This window comes from Sulfitobacter sp. DSM 110093, from assembly GCF_022788715.1.
Classification (GTDB): domain Bacteria; phylum Pseudomonadota; class Alphaproteobacteria; order Rhodobacterales; family Rhodobacteraceae; genus Sulfitobacter.
The window spans coordinates 999,007-1,011,838 of the sequence record NZ_CP085167.1; the positions used below are offsets into that span (position 1 = coordinate 999,007).

Genomic DNA, 12,832 nt, shown 5'->3' on the forward strand with positions numbered 1-12,832 from the left:
TTGATTGGATAATTGGCGCAGGGGGGCGGTAAGGTCAATTGCTAACGCAGCTATCCGCCGGTCAATCCTCGGTATGGGTCAGCTTGGGCACATCCGATGCTCCCGCGCTGCCCCGGCCCGAAAGCGACGGATTCTCCATGAAAAAGCGATGGCAGTTGAAGGCAAACGTGCCCTCGGGAATGGCGGGGCGGGTAAATTTGCCTTCCGGCCCCATGACCCAGCTTTGGGCTACATCGGCCAGATTGGCCGCCATAACCTGACTGGTGATCTGTGCTTTGACGGTGGGGTTTTCGATCTCGACCAGTGTCTCGACCCGACGGTTCAGGTTGCGGCCCATCCAATCGGCCGAAGACATGAAAACCCGCGCCTTTTTATGGGGCAGACCGTGGCCATTGCCGAAACAAACAATGCGGCTGTGTTCCAAAAAACGCCCGATGATGGATTTGACGCGGATGTTGTCCGACAGCCCCTTCACGCCGGGGCGCAGCCCGCAGATGCCGCGGATTACAAGGCTGATTTCGACCCCGGCTTGGCTTGCGTCATAAAGCGCGTCGATCACTTCGGCATCAATCAGCGCGTTCATCTTGGCCCAGATCACTGCGGGCCGCCCGGCACGGGCATGCTCGGCCTCGGCCTTAATCATCTCAAGCAGGCGTGGCTTGAGCGTGGTGGGAGAGATGGCAAGGTTTTCCAGCTTTTCGGGTGGGGCGTAGCCCGAGAGAAAGTTGAACACTTTGGTGGCATCCCGCCCAAGGTTCTGATCGCAGGTAAAGAGCGACAGATCAGTATAGATGCGGGCCGTGATCGGGTGGTAATTACCCGTGCCATAGTGGGTGTAGGTCACCAGTTGGTCGCCCTCGCGCCGCACAACAGTCGAGATTTTGGCATGTGTTTTGAGGTCAAGGAACCCGTAAACAACATGTGCGCCAGCGCGTTCCAAGCGGCGCGATTGACGGATGTTGGCGGCCTCATCAAAACGGGCCTTAAGCTCGACCAGCGCGGTGACGGATTTGCCATCTTCGGCGGCTTCACAAAGCGCCTCGACAATTGGACTGTCGCGCGAGGTGCGGTAAAGCGTCTGTTTGATCGCCACCACATCCGGATCCCGCGCCGCTTGGGCAAGGAAGCGGACCACCATGTCGAACGTCTCATAAGGGTGGTGCAGCAGCATGTCTTTTTGCCGGATCGCCGCAAACATATCGCCATCATGGTCGCTGACCCGCTCGGGCACACGGGGGGTGAACTGCGGCCACAGAAGGTCGGGCCGGGCGTCTGTCACCAGTTTTGACAGGTCGGCAATGCCCAGCATCCCTTCGATTTCGATCACGTCTTGAGGCCGCACGCAAAGCTCGCGCATGACGACCGATTTCAGCTTTTCGGGTGCGCCAGCGGAATGGGTTAGACGCACGACCTCGCCCCGGCGGCGGCGCTTTAGCGCGACTTCGAATTCGCGCACGAGGTCTTCGGCCTCGTCCTCAACCTCTAGATCGCTATCGCGCAGCACGCGAAATTCAAAATGCGCTTTGAGTTTGTAGCCCGGGAAGAGGTTGGGGATGTTGATGATCAGCAGGTCTTCGAGCGGCAGATAGCGCAGACACCCGTTTGGCGCGGGCAGGGCGACGAACCGGTCAATCTGGCCGGGGATCGGCAGCAGCGCTTGTAGCGGGCGTTTGTCGCTGTTGCGCTCCAGTTGCAAGGCCAGCGCATAGCCCGTGTTGGGGATGAAAGGGAACGGATGCGCAGGGTCGATCGCCAGTGGCGACAGCACAGCGAAAACTTGGTTAAGAAAGACCCCTTCGAGATGCTTAAGATCGGCCTCGGTCAGATCGGCCGTGCGCTCTAGCATGATGTTCTGGGCGTCCATCTCGGCCATGAGATCGACCAGCACGCGCTGCTGGGACATCATCAGGTTGCGCGCATCTTCGTTGATCAGCACCAGTTGCTCACCGGGGCTCAGCCCGTCGGCGGCGGCGGTGGTATTGCCCGCTTGGGCCAGTTCGCGCAGGCCCGCGACGCGCACGGTGTAGAATTCATCCAAATTGGTGGCCGAGATCGACAGAAAGCGCAGCCGTTCCAGCAGCGGCACGCGCGGGTTCTCGGCCTCTTCCAGCACCCGCCAGTTGAAGTCGAGCCAGCTTAGCTCGCGGTTAAAGAAACGGCCCGGCCCGGCGGTATCAAGCTCGGGCAGATCGGTGGCGGGCGGAAAGGGCGCTTGCAGGAAATCAGCTTGGGTCATGCGGGCCTCATGACATTGGAATGTAACGGGTTTGCGAATGCGAACGTTAATTATTCCAGTATCACGCGCGGGGCGGGGCGATGTCCAGCACCTGCGCGGCCAGTGCGCGGGTCAAGGGGCGCTTCTGCGCAAGGCTGGCGGCATCCAGCCGGTCGACTAGCGCGATGGCGGCGGCAAAGGAACGATCCATCCGGGTCATCAGGTAGTTGATCAGCTCCGGTTTGGGCGTCAACTGCCGGTCGGCCAGAAGCTTGACCAGCAGGGCAGAGAGCAGCGCGTCATCGGGTGCTTCCATTTCGACCATCGTGGCGCCGCGCATCCGACTGACCAGATCGGGCAGCGTCAGCCCCCAATGGGCCACCGGCCCGGTGCCGGTGAGCAAGAGCGCCTGACCCTCGGCCAACACGAGGTTGTGCAGGTGAAAGAGCGCCGTTTGCGCCGCCGCGTCTCCGGCAATCAGATGCACATCCTCGACGGCGAGGGGGCCGCGGGCGAGGTTGGGAATGTCGGCCTCCATCAGATCGGCGGCGCTGATGATCCGCGCGCCCGACAGGTCCGCCCAAACATGCGTTAGATGCGTCTTGCCCGACCCTTGCGGCCCGGTCAGCGCGAGTTTGCCGCCTGCCCATTCGCGCCAGCCGTCGATCATCGCCATCGCCATCGCGTTGGAGGGGGCGACAAAAAAAGCGTCGCGGCCCAGAGCCGTCCGGCTGGGCAGGTTCAACCCGAGTTGGTGGGCCATGTTAGCGGATGTCCTCGTCGACGGTCGTTTCAGGTTCCCGGCCTTTGTAGAGTACACTTTCGCGGTAACTTGCCGTGGCAAAACGCGCGATCACGCCAATTGCGGCGGCGACAGGCACGGCGACCAACAGACCAACAAAGCCAAAGAGCGTGCCAAAGACTGACAGCGCCAGCAGCAGCCAGACCGGGTGTAGCCCGACCGAATTGCCGACCAGCTTCGGGGTCAGCAGGTTTCCTTCGACAATCTGGCCCAGCACAAAGATACCTGCGACCAGCCCGATCGAGAGCCAGTCCCCCCAGAACTGAAACAGCGCCAACCCGATGGCCAGCGCCCCGCCAATCAGCGCCCCAAGGTAGGGGATGAAGGTTACCAGCCCTGCGACAAACCCCACGACAAGGCCAAATTGCAGCCCCACCAGCATCAGCGCCACGGCGTAATAGGTGCCAAGGATCAGACAGACCGTGCCCATGCCGCGCACAAATGATGCAAGCGTTGCGTCGATCTCGCGCGCGAGCTGGCGAATCGTGGGGGCGTGGTCGCGCGGCAAAAGACGGTCGATGCCGGCGACCATGCGGTCCCAGTCAAGCAGGAGGTAGACGGCGACAACAGGCACAATGACAAAGAGCAACAGAATGTTGATCAGCGAGGCGAAGGAGGCCAGCGCGGTTTGAAAGAGTTCGCCACCGCGTTCTTGGATCGTGGTGCCCAGCGTGGTCAACGATGTACGCAGCGTCGAATCGTCATCCAAAAGCGACGGGAAGCGGTCAGTGATAAAGTCGGTGAAGTTGCGGGTTACCTTGGGCGCGGTCTCGATCAGGTTAACGGTTTGATTGACCAGCGTTGGCACGACCAACAGCGCCATGAGCACAAAGATCAACAGCGCCGCCACGGTGATCAACGCGGTAGCCATGACACGGCTTAGCCCTAAACGCTCCAGCCGGTCGGCCACCGGGTCTAGGAAATATGCAATTGCCCCGCCCAACAGGAAAGGCAGCAGCACGTCGCCCATGAACCATAGCGCCACCATGAACACCGCCGCGGCGATGCCCCAGTATTTCAATTGATCTCGGATTGGCAGGGCCATGATGCTCTCCGGCTGGGAATATCATCACATCGCCCATGTGGCGCGTCGTTTCAAGTCTCGGCTGCGGTTGGGGTCGCTTGACAGTGCTGCAAATGCAGGGACGATGGCCCAAAATTGAAGGAGCAGACGATGCGCAGTGAATTTGATTGCGAATTGGAAGAGCGGCTGGTCCGCTATGCGAAGATCGACAGCCAGAGCGACGCGGGAAGCCCGACATCGCCCAGCACGGAAGTCCAGCTTGATATGTCGCGGTTGCTGGTGACGGAACTGCGCGAGATGGGGGCGGCAGATGTGACGCTCACCGATTACGGCGTGGTGCTGGCGACGGTGCCTGCCACGGTTGAGGGTGGCCCCGTGATGGGCTGGGTCGCGCATGTGGATACGGCGCCGCAGTACGACGCGAGCGGCGTGAAGCCGGTGGTGCATCGCGGGTATAACGGTGGGGACATTACCTTTGCCGATGCGCCTGAGTTGCGGCTGTCGCCCGAGAGTTCGCCCTATTTGGCTGAAAAACATGGGGAGGACATCATCACCGCCAGCGGGCTGACACTGCTGGGCGGGGACGACAAGGCCGGTGTGGCGATTGCCATGACGGCGGCGCGGCATTTGATTGAGAATCCGAATATCCCGCATGGCAAGATCCGCCTCGCCTTTACCCCCGACGAAGAGATCGGGCGCGGTGTGGATGCGCGGCTGCCCAACGAACTTGGTTGTGATTTTGCCTATACGTTCGATGGCGGCAAAGTGGGGGAGATTGAGTATGAGACCTTCAGTGCCGATGGCGCTGTGGTGAAGATCACGGGCGTTTCGGCGCATCCTGGTTTTGCCAAAGACAAGATGGTCAACGCCCTACACATGGCCGCGAAGATTGTGATGACCCTGCCGCAAGCCACGATGACGCCCGAGACGACCGAAGGGGTCGAAGGGTTCATCCATGTCTCTGAAATTAACGGCGGCTCCTCCGAGGCCGAGATCAAACTGATCCTGCGCGATTTTGAGCGTGAGGGGCTGGCAGCGAAAGGCGATCTTCTGCGACAGGTCTGCGCTGCCGTTGCCGCCGGTGGGCCGCGCGCCAAGATCGAGGTCGATATCCAGCCGCAGTACCGCAACATGCGCTATTGGTTGGAAGAGGATATGACTCCGGTTGATCTGGCGCGCGGCGCGATCGAAGCGGTGGGGCTTGAGCCGCGCTCGGTTCCTATTCGTGGCGGCACCGATGGCTCGCGCCTGACAGAGATGGGCGTGCCGTGCCCCAATGTCTTTACAGGTATGCAAGAAATTCACGGGCCGCTGGAGTGGATATCAGTGCAGGACATGGCGCTGGCCACCAAGGTGGCGGTGGAGCTGGCGCAACGGGCAGCCAAGGCATAGTGCGCGGGCCTAAGTGCCCGTGAACCCAAGTACCCGCGAACCTGAATGATTGTCTCGCCCTCTGACATGCACTAGTCAGGGGGCAATTCGCTCAATGAGGAAACACCATGCGTCTGTCCCGATATTTTCTGCCCGTGCTGAAGGAAAACCCTGCCGAGGCGCAGATCGTCAGCCATCGTTTGATGCTGCGGGCGGGGATGATCAAGCAATCCAGCGCGGGGATCTATTCTTGGCTGCCGCTCGGCTACAAAGTGCTCCGCAAGGTCGAAGAGATCGTGCACCAAGAGCAAGAGCGGGTTGGCCATATCCCAATGCTGATGCCCACGTTGCAATCGGCAGACCTGTGGAAGGAATCGGGCCGCTATGACGCTTACGGCCCCGAGATGCTGCGCATCCGCGACCGTCAGGATCGTGACATGTTGTTCGGTCCCACCAACGAAGAGATGATCACCGACATCTTCCGCAGCCATGTCGGGTCTTACAAAGACCTGCCGCTGACGCTGTACCATATCCAATGGAAATTCCGCGACGAGATCCGCCCGCGTTTCGGCGTGATGCGGGGCCGCGAATTCTTGATGAAGGACGGCTATAACTTCGACCTCACGAAAGAGGACGCGCTGCATGCCTACAACCGCCATCTGGTCAGCTATCTGCGCACCTATGAGCGTATGGGCCTGCAGGCGATCCCGATGCGCGCGGATTCCGGCCCCATCGGCGGCGATGACACGCATGAGTTCCTCGTGCTGGCCGAGACGGGCGAATCGGAAGTCTTCTATGACAGCGAGATCACCGATCTGACCTTCGGCGACCGCGAGATTGACCCCAGCGATCATGATGCCTGCCGTGCTGTGCTGGATGAATTCACCTCGCGCTACGCCCGCACCGATGAAACCCACGACCCCGAGCTTTTCGCCAAAGTGCCCGAAGAGCGCCAGCGCACCGCGCGCGGCATCGAAGTGGGGCAGATTTTCTACTTCGGCACGAAATATTCCGACGCGATGAATGCCAAAGTGCAAGGCCCCGACGGCAAACAGGTGCCGGTCCATATGGGCAGCCACGGCATCGGCGTCAGCCGCCTGCTAGGCGCGATCATCGAAGCAAGCCATGACGACAAAGGTATCATCTGGCCCGAAGGGGTCACCCCGTTCCACGCGGGTATCGTCAACCTCAAGCAAGGCGACGACGAAGCCGATGCAGCCTGCGAGGCGCTGTATAGCAGCCTCAAGGCGCTGGGTCTTGATCCGCTTTATGACGACCGCAAAGGCGGCGCTGGTATGAAGTTTGCGACGATGGACCTGATTGGCCTGCCATGGCGCATCACCGTTGGGCCGCGCGGGCTGAAAAACGGTGTGGTTGAGCTGACCAGCCGCCGCACCGGGGAAAGCGAAGAGCTGCCGCCCGAACAGGCGGTCGAAAAGCTGGCGAGAATCTACGCCGGTATCGTCTGAGCGCTGCGATGATCCTGCGGGTGCTGACACTGGCAGGAGGGATCATAGGAGCAGGTGTTGCGGCGCAAGGCCCGGGGTTTTCCCGGGCCTATGTGTTTGAGCTAGAGGCCGCAGAACGAACGCTCTCTGGTGTTATAGCGCATTTTGATGCTGCCGCCCGCGCCGCCGGGATTGACCGAGAGACCGCGCTGGCGCGGCTGCGTGGGTCGGCCTTGTTGGAACGCCGTCGTATCGATCTGACCCGCAACGTCGAAAGGCACATGGCGCTTGAGGTGCAAGTGCTGCGATTGCAAGCTGCGGGTCCGTTCCTGCGCAGTTATTACCTGTTACGCGCACCTGACGCAGAAGCGTTGCGCGCCACCGTGCAAAAGTTTTTGCCCACCGCACCGCGCAGCCGTGCCGAATTGATCTTCGCCGCCATAGGCTTCATCGCCGGAACAGCCTTCGCGCGGCTGCTCCTCTGGCTGCCCACATGGCCCGCGCGCTTCCGCCGTCGCCGGGCATTGCGTTCTTGACCCTTCTGGGGCAAAGCCTCAGGTTGCGCGCACCTCAGACCGGAGCCCTCCCGCATGGCCAGCAAACCCACACGCACCGCCCCATTCGCGGCCTTTGAATGGATGATCGCTTGGCGCTACCTACGCGCCCGCCGCGCCGAGGGCGGGGTGAGTGTGATGACGTGGATCAGCCTCATCGGCATTACGCTGGCCGTTTTCGCGCTGATCGCCACCCTTTCGGTGCGGTCAGGCTTTCGCGCGGAGTTCGTGGATACGATCCTTGGCGCCAATGCGCATGTCACCGTCTACACGATGGGCGAGGTGCAGGAAAACGGCCAGATCGACCGCACCATCGCCAACTATACCGAGATGGCCGCCGAGGTCGCAAAAGTGCCCGGCGTGACCCGCGTGGCCCCCTTGGTGCGTCAGCAGGTCATGGCCAATCGGCGGCAGTCCAACGCGGGCGTCGAGGTCTTTGGCATTGCATCGGATGATCTGATGACCATCCCCGGCATCCAGCCTTCAGAGCGTTCCTTCGGCGATATTGGCCGGTTCGAGGAAGGCATCGCCATCGGCAGCGGTGTGGCGCAAAGCTTGGGCGTGGATGTCGGCGACACGATCAAGCTGATCTCTCCCAATGGGGTGAAGACGGCCTTTGGCACCAGCCCGCGTGTGAACGGCTATGAGGTGGTCTATGTCTTTTCCGCTGGGCGGTATGACATCGACAAGACAAGGGTCTATCTGCCGATTGCCGAGGCGCAGAGCTTTTTCAACCGCGAGGGCGTGGCGGATGAGTTGGAGGTCATGGTCGAAGACCCCGAGAGTGTTGACGCCATGGCGCGCGCGTTGATGCAAGCGGCGGGGGATAATGCGCAGGTCTGGACATGGCGCGATGCCTCGGGCTCGTTCCTTAGCGCACTGGATATCGAGGACAGGGTGATGTTCGTGATCCTTTCGGTGCTGGTGTTGATCGCCGCGATGAACATCGTCTCGGGGCTGATCATGCTGGTCAAGAACAAGGGCCGCGACATCGGCATTCTGCGCACCATGGGGCTGTCTGAAGGATCGGTGCTGCGGGTCTTTTTCATCTGCGGGGCCTTCACGGGAATCATAGGCACGGTGGCGGGTGTGGTGCTTGGCTGTCTCTTTGCGGTCTACGTCGATCAGATTTTCGCCTTTGTGAATTACCTCAGCGGCGGCAACGCTTGGGATGCGTCGATCCGCGGTATTTATTTCTTGCCTGCAAAGCTGCAATTGGGCGATGTGCTCTCTGCCGTGGGGCTGTCGTTGGGGCTATCTTTTGTTGTTACGATCTTTCCTGCCCGCCGTGCGGCGCGGATGAACCCTGTAGAGGCTTTGCGCTATGAATGACCCGATCCTGCGCCTGAGCGGCATTTCCAAAGCCTATAATCCCGGCGCCCCGAATGAGGTTCACGTCCTGCGTGCCATTGACCTAGAGGTCGCGGCTGGTGAAGTCGTGGCGCTGGTCGCCCCTTCTGGAGCGGGCAAATCGACGCTGCTGCACATCGCGGGGCTGCTGGACACGGCAGACAGCGGCACGGTTGAGATCGCGGGTGATGATCTGACCGGCCAGAGCGATCGCAAGCGTACCGGCGTGCGGCGTGCGGATGTGGGATTTATCTATCAGTTCCACCATCTGCTGCCTGAGTTCACAGCGCTTGAAAACATCGTCTTGCCCCAGCTTGCCAACGGTGTGGCACGCTCTGCTGCCGAGGCGCGGGGGCACGAGTTGTTGGCCGAGGTGGGCATCTCTGACCGCGCCGATCACCGGCCTGCGGCGATGTCTGGCGGAGAGCAACAGCGGGTGGCTTTCTGTCGCGCGCTGGCCAATGAGCCGCGTCTGTTACTGGCGGATGAGCCAACGGGCAACCTTGATCCGACGACCTCGGACCAAGTTTTTGGCGCGCTGATGACGCTGGTGCGCAGCACCGGGTTGGCCGCCGTGATTGCCACGCATAACTTGGAGCTGGCCGCGCGGATGGACCGTCAAATCAGGCTGGAGGCGGGGCAGTTGGTGCCCGTTTGATTTAACCGCAGATATTTTTCAGTTCGACCCCGTCCCACGGCAGGCCCACGTCAGACACGCGGCTTTGGGGCAGGGGAGCGACGGGCATGACCTCTGACAGCATGTCGTGCAACCGCTTGGTGCGTGGCGCTTGCGGGTCAAGCGCGCGACAGCAGACAAATTCCTCAACGATTGAGCCCTGCTGTTCATAGCCGAAATCGAGGAACCGCGGCTGGGTTTCGACCTCGAAGAGGTAGGGGTCTGCGCTGGTGAACTGCTCGGAGGCCGCGCGCAGCGGCGAATAGCCAGTGAGCTTGCGGTTCTGCCATTGCCAGACATGGGTGACCTCATGCGCCAGCAGCATCGCGGCGATCAGCCCGATGCGGTCAGGGTGATCGGGGAGGTAGTCTTCGAGGTACCAGTCCTTGTCGAAAAGCACGTTATTGAACAGCGCCACGGCGGCGGGTTTGGAGGTGACGGTGTCACCTTCCTGCGGCGGCAGGATGCGCTCGCGGCAGGTGGTGCGCGGGCGCGGCTTGCGGGTGAAGGTAACGGCGCGGGTCGGGGCACCGTCGTGCAAGCGCACGCGGTCGTAGTCGACGGAACTGCCGTGGATGGTGGAGAGATAGGCACGCTCGTTCTCCGTCAGCGGACGACCGCAGGCGGTGAGGAGGAGGAGAAGGAGGAGGGCGCGGATCATGGGGGGGAGTTAAAGCGTTTCTAACAAAACCTGAATCGCCGGGGATTCCCAAACTGGTCTGATTGTGATTCATCCTGTTTGGGAGGATGAACTATGTCAGCACCTTTGCCATCAGCGCTTCGGGCGCGGTTTCAGAGATTTATTGAGGAAGGGTTAAGCGGGCGAGCGGCGGCAGCGCGCTTGAAGCTGTCGCCAGCAACGGGCGCACGATGGCGGCATCAGATCCAAACGACGGGCCGGGCTGATCCGGGCGTGCAGGGGCGTCCAAAAGGGTCAGGGAAATTGGCACCCCATGTTGGTTTTTTCGAAGAGTTGATTGCTCAAGATCCTGATATCACATTGTTTGAGCTGCGTGATGCGCTTGCTGATGCAACCGGACTGCAGGTCCAGCACTCTGCTATCGGGCATCTGCTAAAGCGCCTCGGGTTCACGCACAAAAAAAGTCACTGGTCGCTACCGAACGTTACCGTGCCAAAGTGAGGCGACGACGTGAGGACTGGTTCACACACCGTTTGCCAGCCATTGCGCGGATGCCGGAACGCGTTGTCTTTATTGATGAAACAGCGGTCAAAACGAATCTCACCCGGCTGCGCGGTTGGGCTCCGCGTGGCGAACGCCTGACGATGGATGCGCCCTTCGGCAGTTGGGGAACCCAAACCCTGATTGCGGGGCTGACACATGAGGCTCTGATCGCACCTTGGGTAATCAAAGGCGCGATGGATGGCCCTGCTTTCGCGGCCTATGTGCAAAAGGTCCTGATCCCCGAGATCGCGCCAGGCACGGCAGTCGTTCTCGACAACCTCGCGACCCATCGCAACAAAGAAGCCGCTGCGGCGCTCAAGGCTCATGGGTGCTGGTTCCTCTATCTGCCGCCATATTCACCAGATCTGAACCCGATTGAGTTGGCTTTCTCCAAATTGAAGTCTCACCTCAGACGCATCAGTGCGCGATCATTCACCTCGGTGTTCGAAGCCCTTGGCGATATCTGCGCAATGTACTCCCCGCAGGAGTGTTCAAACTACTTTCAGGCTGCCGGATATGCCTCAGGTTAAATTAGAAATGCTTTAGGACTGGTGTGAGCGGCGGATCAAGGGGGAAGTTGGGGGTGCAAAGGCGAACGGTGCAGGTAACTGCTGTCGCGGTCCCGACCTATCGTTGCGTGGAAGCCCCTTCCCCATGGGGGGAAGGGAAGGGGCTATGCGCCAAAGGCGCATGGGATAGGGAACAGATGCGGCATGATACCGGCGGAATGGCGAACTATTGCCTTTCTCTTTCGGTCTGGCCCAAAAATACGATGCACGAAGCAGTCATATTAATTAGGTATTGCACCACTGGGTCGCTGACAGTTGTTGGTATAGAACCTTGACCGTGCCCACTGAGATTATTCCTTCCAGTCGGAACGCTAGACTCGAGTAGGGAACGCAATGAGTTCATCTGAGCCTGCCAAAATGAGGGAGTGTCATGAACTTTGTGTATTTGGTCTGGCCCATGCGGGTTTTAGATACAGTCACGCATTGAAGCGATCCTCGAACATTATGGCGAAATGATTGCGGGCCGCAAACCATTCTCGAACATTCCGGCCGCCTTTCTCAAAGTTGCGGATCGCCAAGTAGATCAGTTTCGTGGCTGCGTCTTCGGTCGGGAACGATCCTCGCGTCTTGACCGATTTTCGGATTACCCGATTCAAGCTTTCAATTGCGTTGGTGGTGTAGATGATTTTCCGGATGGCGGGATCAAAGGCAAAGAACGGTATTACCTCTTGCCAAGCCCTGCGCCAGGCGGGGGCGATAGAGGCATATTTCCCGGCCCATTTTTCTTCAAAGGCATCCAGCTCCGCAGCGGCTTGCTCGGCTGTAGGGGCACTGTAAATCCGCCGCAGATCAGCGGCCACCTCCTTGCGATCTTTCCAGGCACAGAAATTCAACGAGTGGCGCACGAGATGGACAATGCACGTTTGCACGACCGTATCCGGAAAGGCTGCGGTAATGGCATCAGGGAAGCCCTTGAGGCCGTCCACGACCGCAATCAGGATGTCTTGAAGCCCACGGTTCTTCAGCTCTGTCATCACCGAGAGCCAGAATTTGGCGCCCTCGTTGTCAGCGATCCAAAGACCAAGAACCTCGCGCACGCCATCCCTGCTGACACCAAGGGCCACGTAGACGGCTTTGTTCTTGACCATGCGGCTATCGGCGTCGCGGATCTTGACCCGTAGAGCGTCAAAAATGACGATGGGATACATCCGGTCCAGCGCCCGGGATTGCCACTCTCGAACCTCATCCAACACCGCGTCGGTCACGCGGCTGATCAAGTCTGGCGAGACTTGCAGGCCATAGACGTCCTCAAGATGAGCACGGATGTCGCGGACCGTCAGACCAGCGGCGTAAAGCCCGATAATCTTGTCATCCATCCCATCAATGCGGGTCTGTCCCTTCTTCACCAGTTCAGGCTCGAAGCTGCCGTCCCGGTCCCGCGGCACAGCGATAGGCAGTTCGCCGTCTTGCCCCTTCAATTTCTTAGCAGATGAGCCGTTGCGACGGTTGGCCTGATCAGGCGGGGCATCTTTTCCGTCTTCATAGCCCAGATGTGCAGTCAGCTCAGCCCCGAGCATCCGTTCCATCAGCTTGATCTTGAGCTCTTTCATTAGCCCGGCATCGCCAAGCAGATCTTCAGGCCGCTCGCAGCCCTTCAGCAGCTCGTCCAACAGTTCCTTGGAAATAGTCATAGTCCTTGC

12 protein-coding genes are annotated in these 12,832 nt (G+C 60.2%); 7 read left to right on the top strand and 5 right to left on the bottom strand.

Going from position 1 to position 12,832, the window contains the following annotated elements; genetic code table 11:
• Positions 1-61: 61 nt before the first annotated feature.
• The 3 genes from DSM110093_RS04870 to DSM110093_RS04880 all read right to left on the bottom strand — a co-directional run bounded on the left by DSM110093_RS04870 (position 62) and on the right by DSM110093_RS04880 (position 4,062).
• Positions 62-2,236: an RNA degradosome polyphosphate kinase gene (locus DSM110093_RS04870; RefSeq protein ID WP_243266936.1), complete on the bottom strand. Its 2,175-nt coding sequence runs from the start codon at positions 2,234-2,236 to the stop codon at positions 62-64.
• A gap of 61 nt (positions 2,237-2,297) precedes the next feature.
• Positions 2,298-2,978: a DnaA/Hda family protein gene (locus DSM110093_RS04875; RefSeq protein ID WP_243266937.1), complete on the bottom strand. Its 681-nt coding sequence runs from the start codon at positions 2,976-2,978 to the stop codon at positions 2,298-2,300.
• Position 2,979: 1 nt separating this feature from the next.
• Positions 2,980-4,062, bottom strand: a complete 1,083-nt coding sequence (locus DSM110093_RS04880; protein ID WP_243266938.1) for an AI-2E family transporter — start codon at positions 4,060-4,062, stop codon at positions 2,980-2,982.
• Positions 4,063-4,191: 129 nt separating this feature from the next.
• Between DSM110093_RS04880 and pepT the strand changes: the two genes are divergently transcribed.
• From pepT to DSM110093_RS04905, 5 genes are all read left to right on the top strand, one after another.
• On the top strand, positions 4,192-5,433 hold the full coding sequence (pepT, locus tag DSM110093_RS04885) for a peptidase T (RefSeq protein ID WP_243266939.1): 1,242 nt from the start codon (positions 4,192-4,194) through the stop codon (positions 5,431-5,433).
• A gap of 107 nt (positions 5,434-5,540) precedes the next feature.
• On the top strand, positions 5,541-6,881 hold the full coding sequence (proS, locus tag DSM110093_RS04890; RefSeq protein ID WP_243266940.1) for a proline--tRNA ligase: 1,341 nt from the start codon (positions 5,541-5,543) through the stop codon (positions 6,879-6,881).
• An 8-nt stretch (positions 6,882-6,889) separates the two neighbouring features.
• Positions 6,890-7,396, top strand: a complete 507-nt coding sequence (locus tag DSM110093_RS04895; protein ID WP_243266941.1) for a DUF2937 family protein — start codon at positions 6,890-6,892, stop codon at positions 7,394-7,396.
• A gap of 54 nt (positions 7,397-7,450) precedes the next feature.
• Positions 7,451-8,746 (top strand): lipoprotein-releasing ABC transporter permease subunit, encoded by a 1,296-nt coding sequence (locus tag DSM110093_RS04900; protein WP_243266942.1) that lies wholly within the window; start codon positions 7,451-7,453, stop codon positions 8,744-8,746.
• Positions 8,739-9,422 (top strand): ABC transporter ATP-binding protein, encoded by a 684-nt coding sequence (locus DSM110093_RS04905; RefSeq protein WP_243266943.1) that lies wholly within the window; start codon positions 8,739-8,741, stop codon positions 9,420-9,422. The genes DSM110093_RS04900 and DSM110093_RS04905 overlap by 8 nt, the downstream gene beginning before the upstream one ends.
• Position 9,423: 1 nt before the next feature.
• On the opposite strand, the gene DSM110093_RS04910 is transcribed toward DSM110093_RS04905, so the two are convergent.
• Complete coding sequence (locus DSM110093_RS04910; protein WP_243266944.1) at positions 9,424-10,101, bottom strand: hypothetical protein; 678 nt, start codon at positions 10,099-10,101, stop codon at positions 9,424-9,426.
• Between the two features lie 93 nt (positions 10,102-10,194).
• Here DSM110093_RS04910 and DSM110093_RS04915 point away from each other — a divergent pair, with 93 nt between their 5' ends.
• Both DSM110093_RS04915 and DSM110093_RS04920 read left to right on the top strand, forming a co-directional pair.
• Positions 10,195-10,581, top strand: coding sequence for a helix-turn-helix domain-containing protein (locus tag DSM110093_RS04915; RefSeq protein WP_243266945.1), 387 nt, complete (start codon positions 10,195-10,197; stop codon positions 10,579-10,581).
• A 50-nt stretch (positions 10,582-10,631) separates the two neighbouring features.
• Complete coding sequence (locus DSM110093_RS04920) at positions 10,632-11,153, top strand: IS630 family transposase (RefSeq protein ID WP_243265680.1); 522 nt, start codon at positions 10,632-10,634, stop codon at positions 11,151-11,153.
• A gap of 455 nt (positions 11,154-11,608) precedes the next feature.
• Here DSM110093_RS04920 and DSM110093_RS04925 read toward each other — a convergent pair whose 3' ends face one another.
• The gene (locus DSM110093_RS04925; protein WP_243265642.1) at positions 11,609-12,823 is read right to left on the bottom strand and encodes an IS256 family transposase; all 1,215 of its coding nucleotides are present in this window, start codon (positions 12,821-12,823) and stop codon (positions 11,609-11,611) included.
• Positions 12,824-12,832 lie beyond the last annotated feature (9 nt).

Coding starts and splice junctions, on each gene's coding strand:
- DSM110093_RS04870 (WP_243266936.1), bottom strand. CDS start 2,236: ATGACCCAAGCTGATTTCCTGCAAGCGCCCTTTCCGCCCGCCACCGAT.
- DSM110093_RS04875 (WP_243266937.1), bottom strand. CDS start 2,978: ATGGCCCACCAACTCGGGTTGAACCTGCCCAGCCGGACGGCTCTGGGC.
- DSM110093_RS04880 (WP_243266938.1), bottom strand. CDS start 4,062: ATGGCCCTGCCAATCCGAGATCAATTGAAATACTGGGGCATCGCCGCG.
- pepT (WP_243266939.1), top strand. CDS start 4,192: ATGCGCAGTGAATTTGATTGCGAATTGGAAGAGCGGCTGGTCCGCTAT.
- proS (WP_243266940.1), top strand. CDS start 5,541: ATGCGTCTGTCCCGATATTTTCTGCCCGTGCTGAAGGAAAACCCTGCC.
- DSM110093_RS04895 (WP_243266941.1), top strand. CDS start 6,890: ATGATCCTGCGGGTGCTGACACTGGCAGGAGGGATCATAGGAGCAGGT.
- DSM110093_RS04900 (WP_243266942.1), top strand. CDS start 7,451: ATGGCCAGCAAACCCACACGCACCGCCCCATTCGCGGCCTTTGAATGG.
- DSM110093_RS04905 (WP_243266943.1), top strand. CDS start 8,739: ATGAATGACCCGATCCTGCGCCTGAGCGGCATTTCCAAAGCCTATAAT.
- DSM110093_RS04910 (WP_243266944.1), bottom strand. CDS start 10,101: ATGATCCGCGCCCTCCTCCTTCTCCTCCTCCTCACCGCCTGCGGTCGT.
- DSM110093_RS04915 (WP_243266945.1), top strand. CDS start 10,195: ATGTCAGCACCTTTGCCATCAGCGCTTCGGGCGCGGTTTCAGAGATTT.
- DSM110093_RS04920 (WP_243265680.1), top strand. CDS start 10,632: ATGCCGGAACGCGTTGTCTTTATTGATGAAACAGCGGTCAAAACGAAT.
- DSM110093_RS04925 (WP_243265642.1), bottom strand. CDS start 12,823: ATGACTATTTCCAAGGAACTGTTGGACGAGCTGCTGAAGGGCTGCGAG.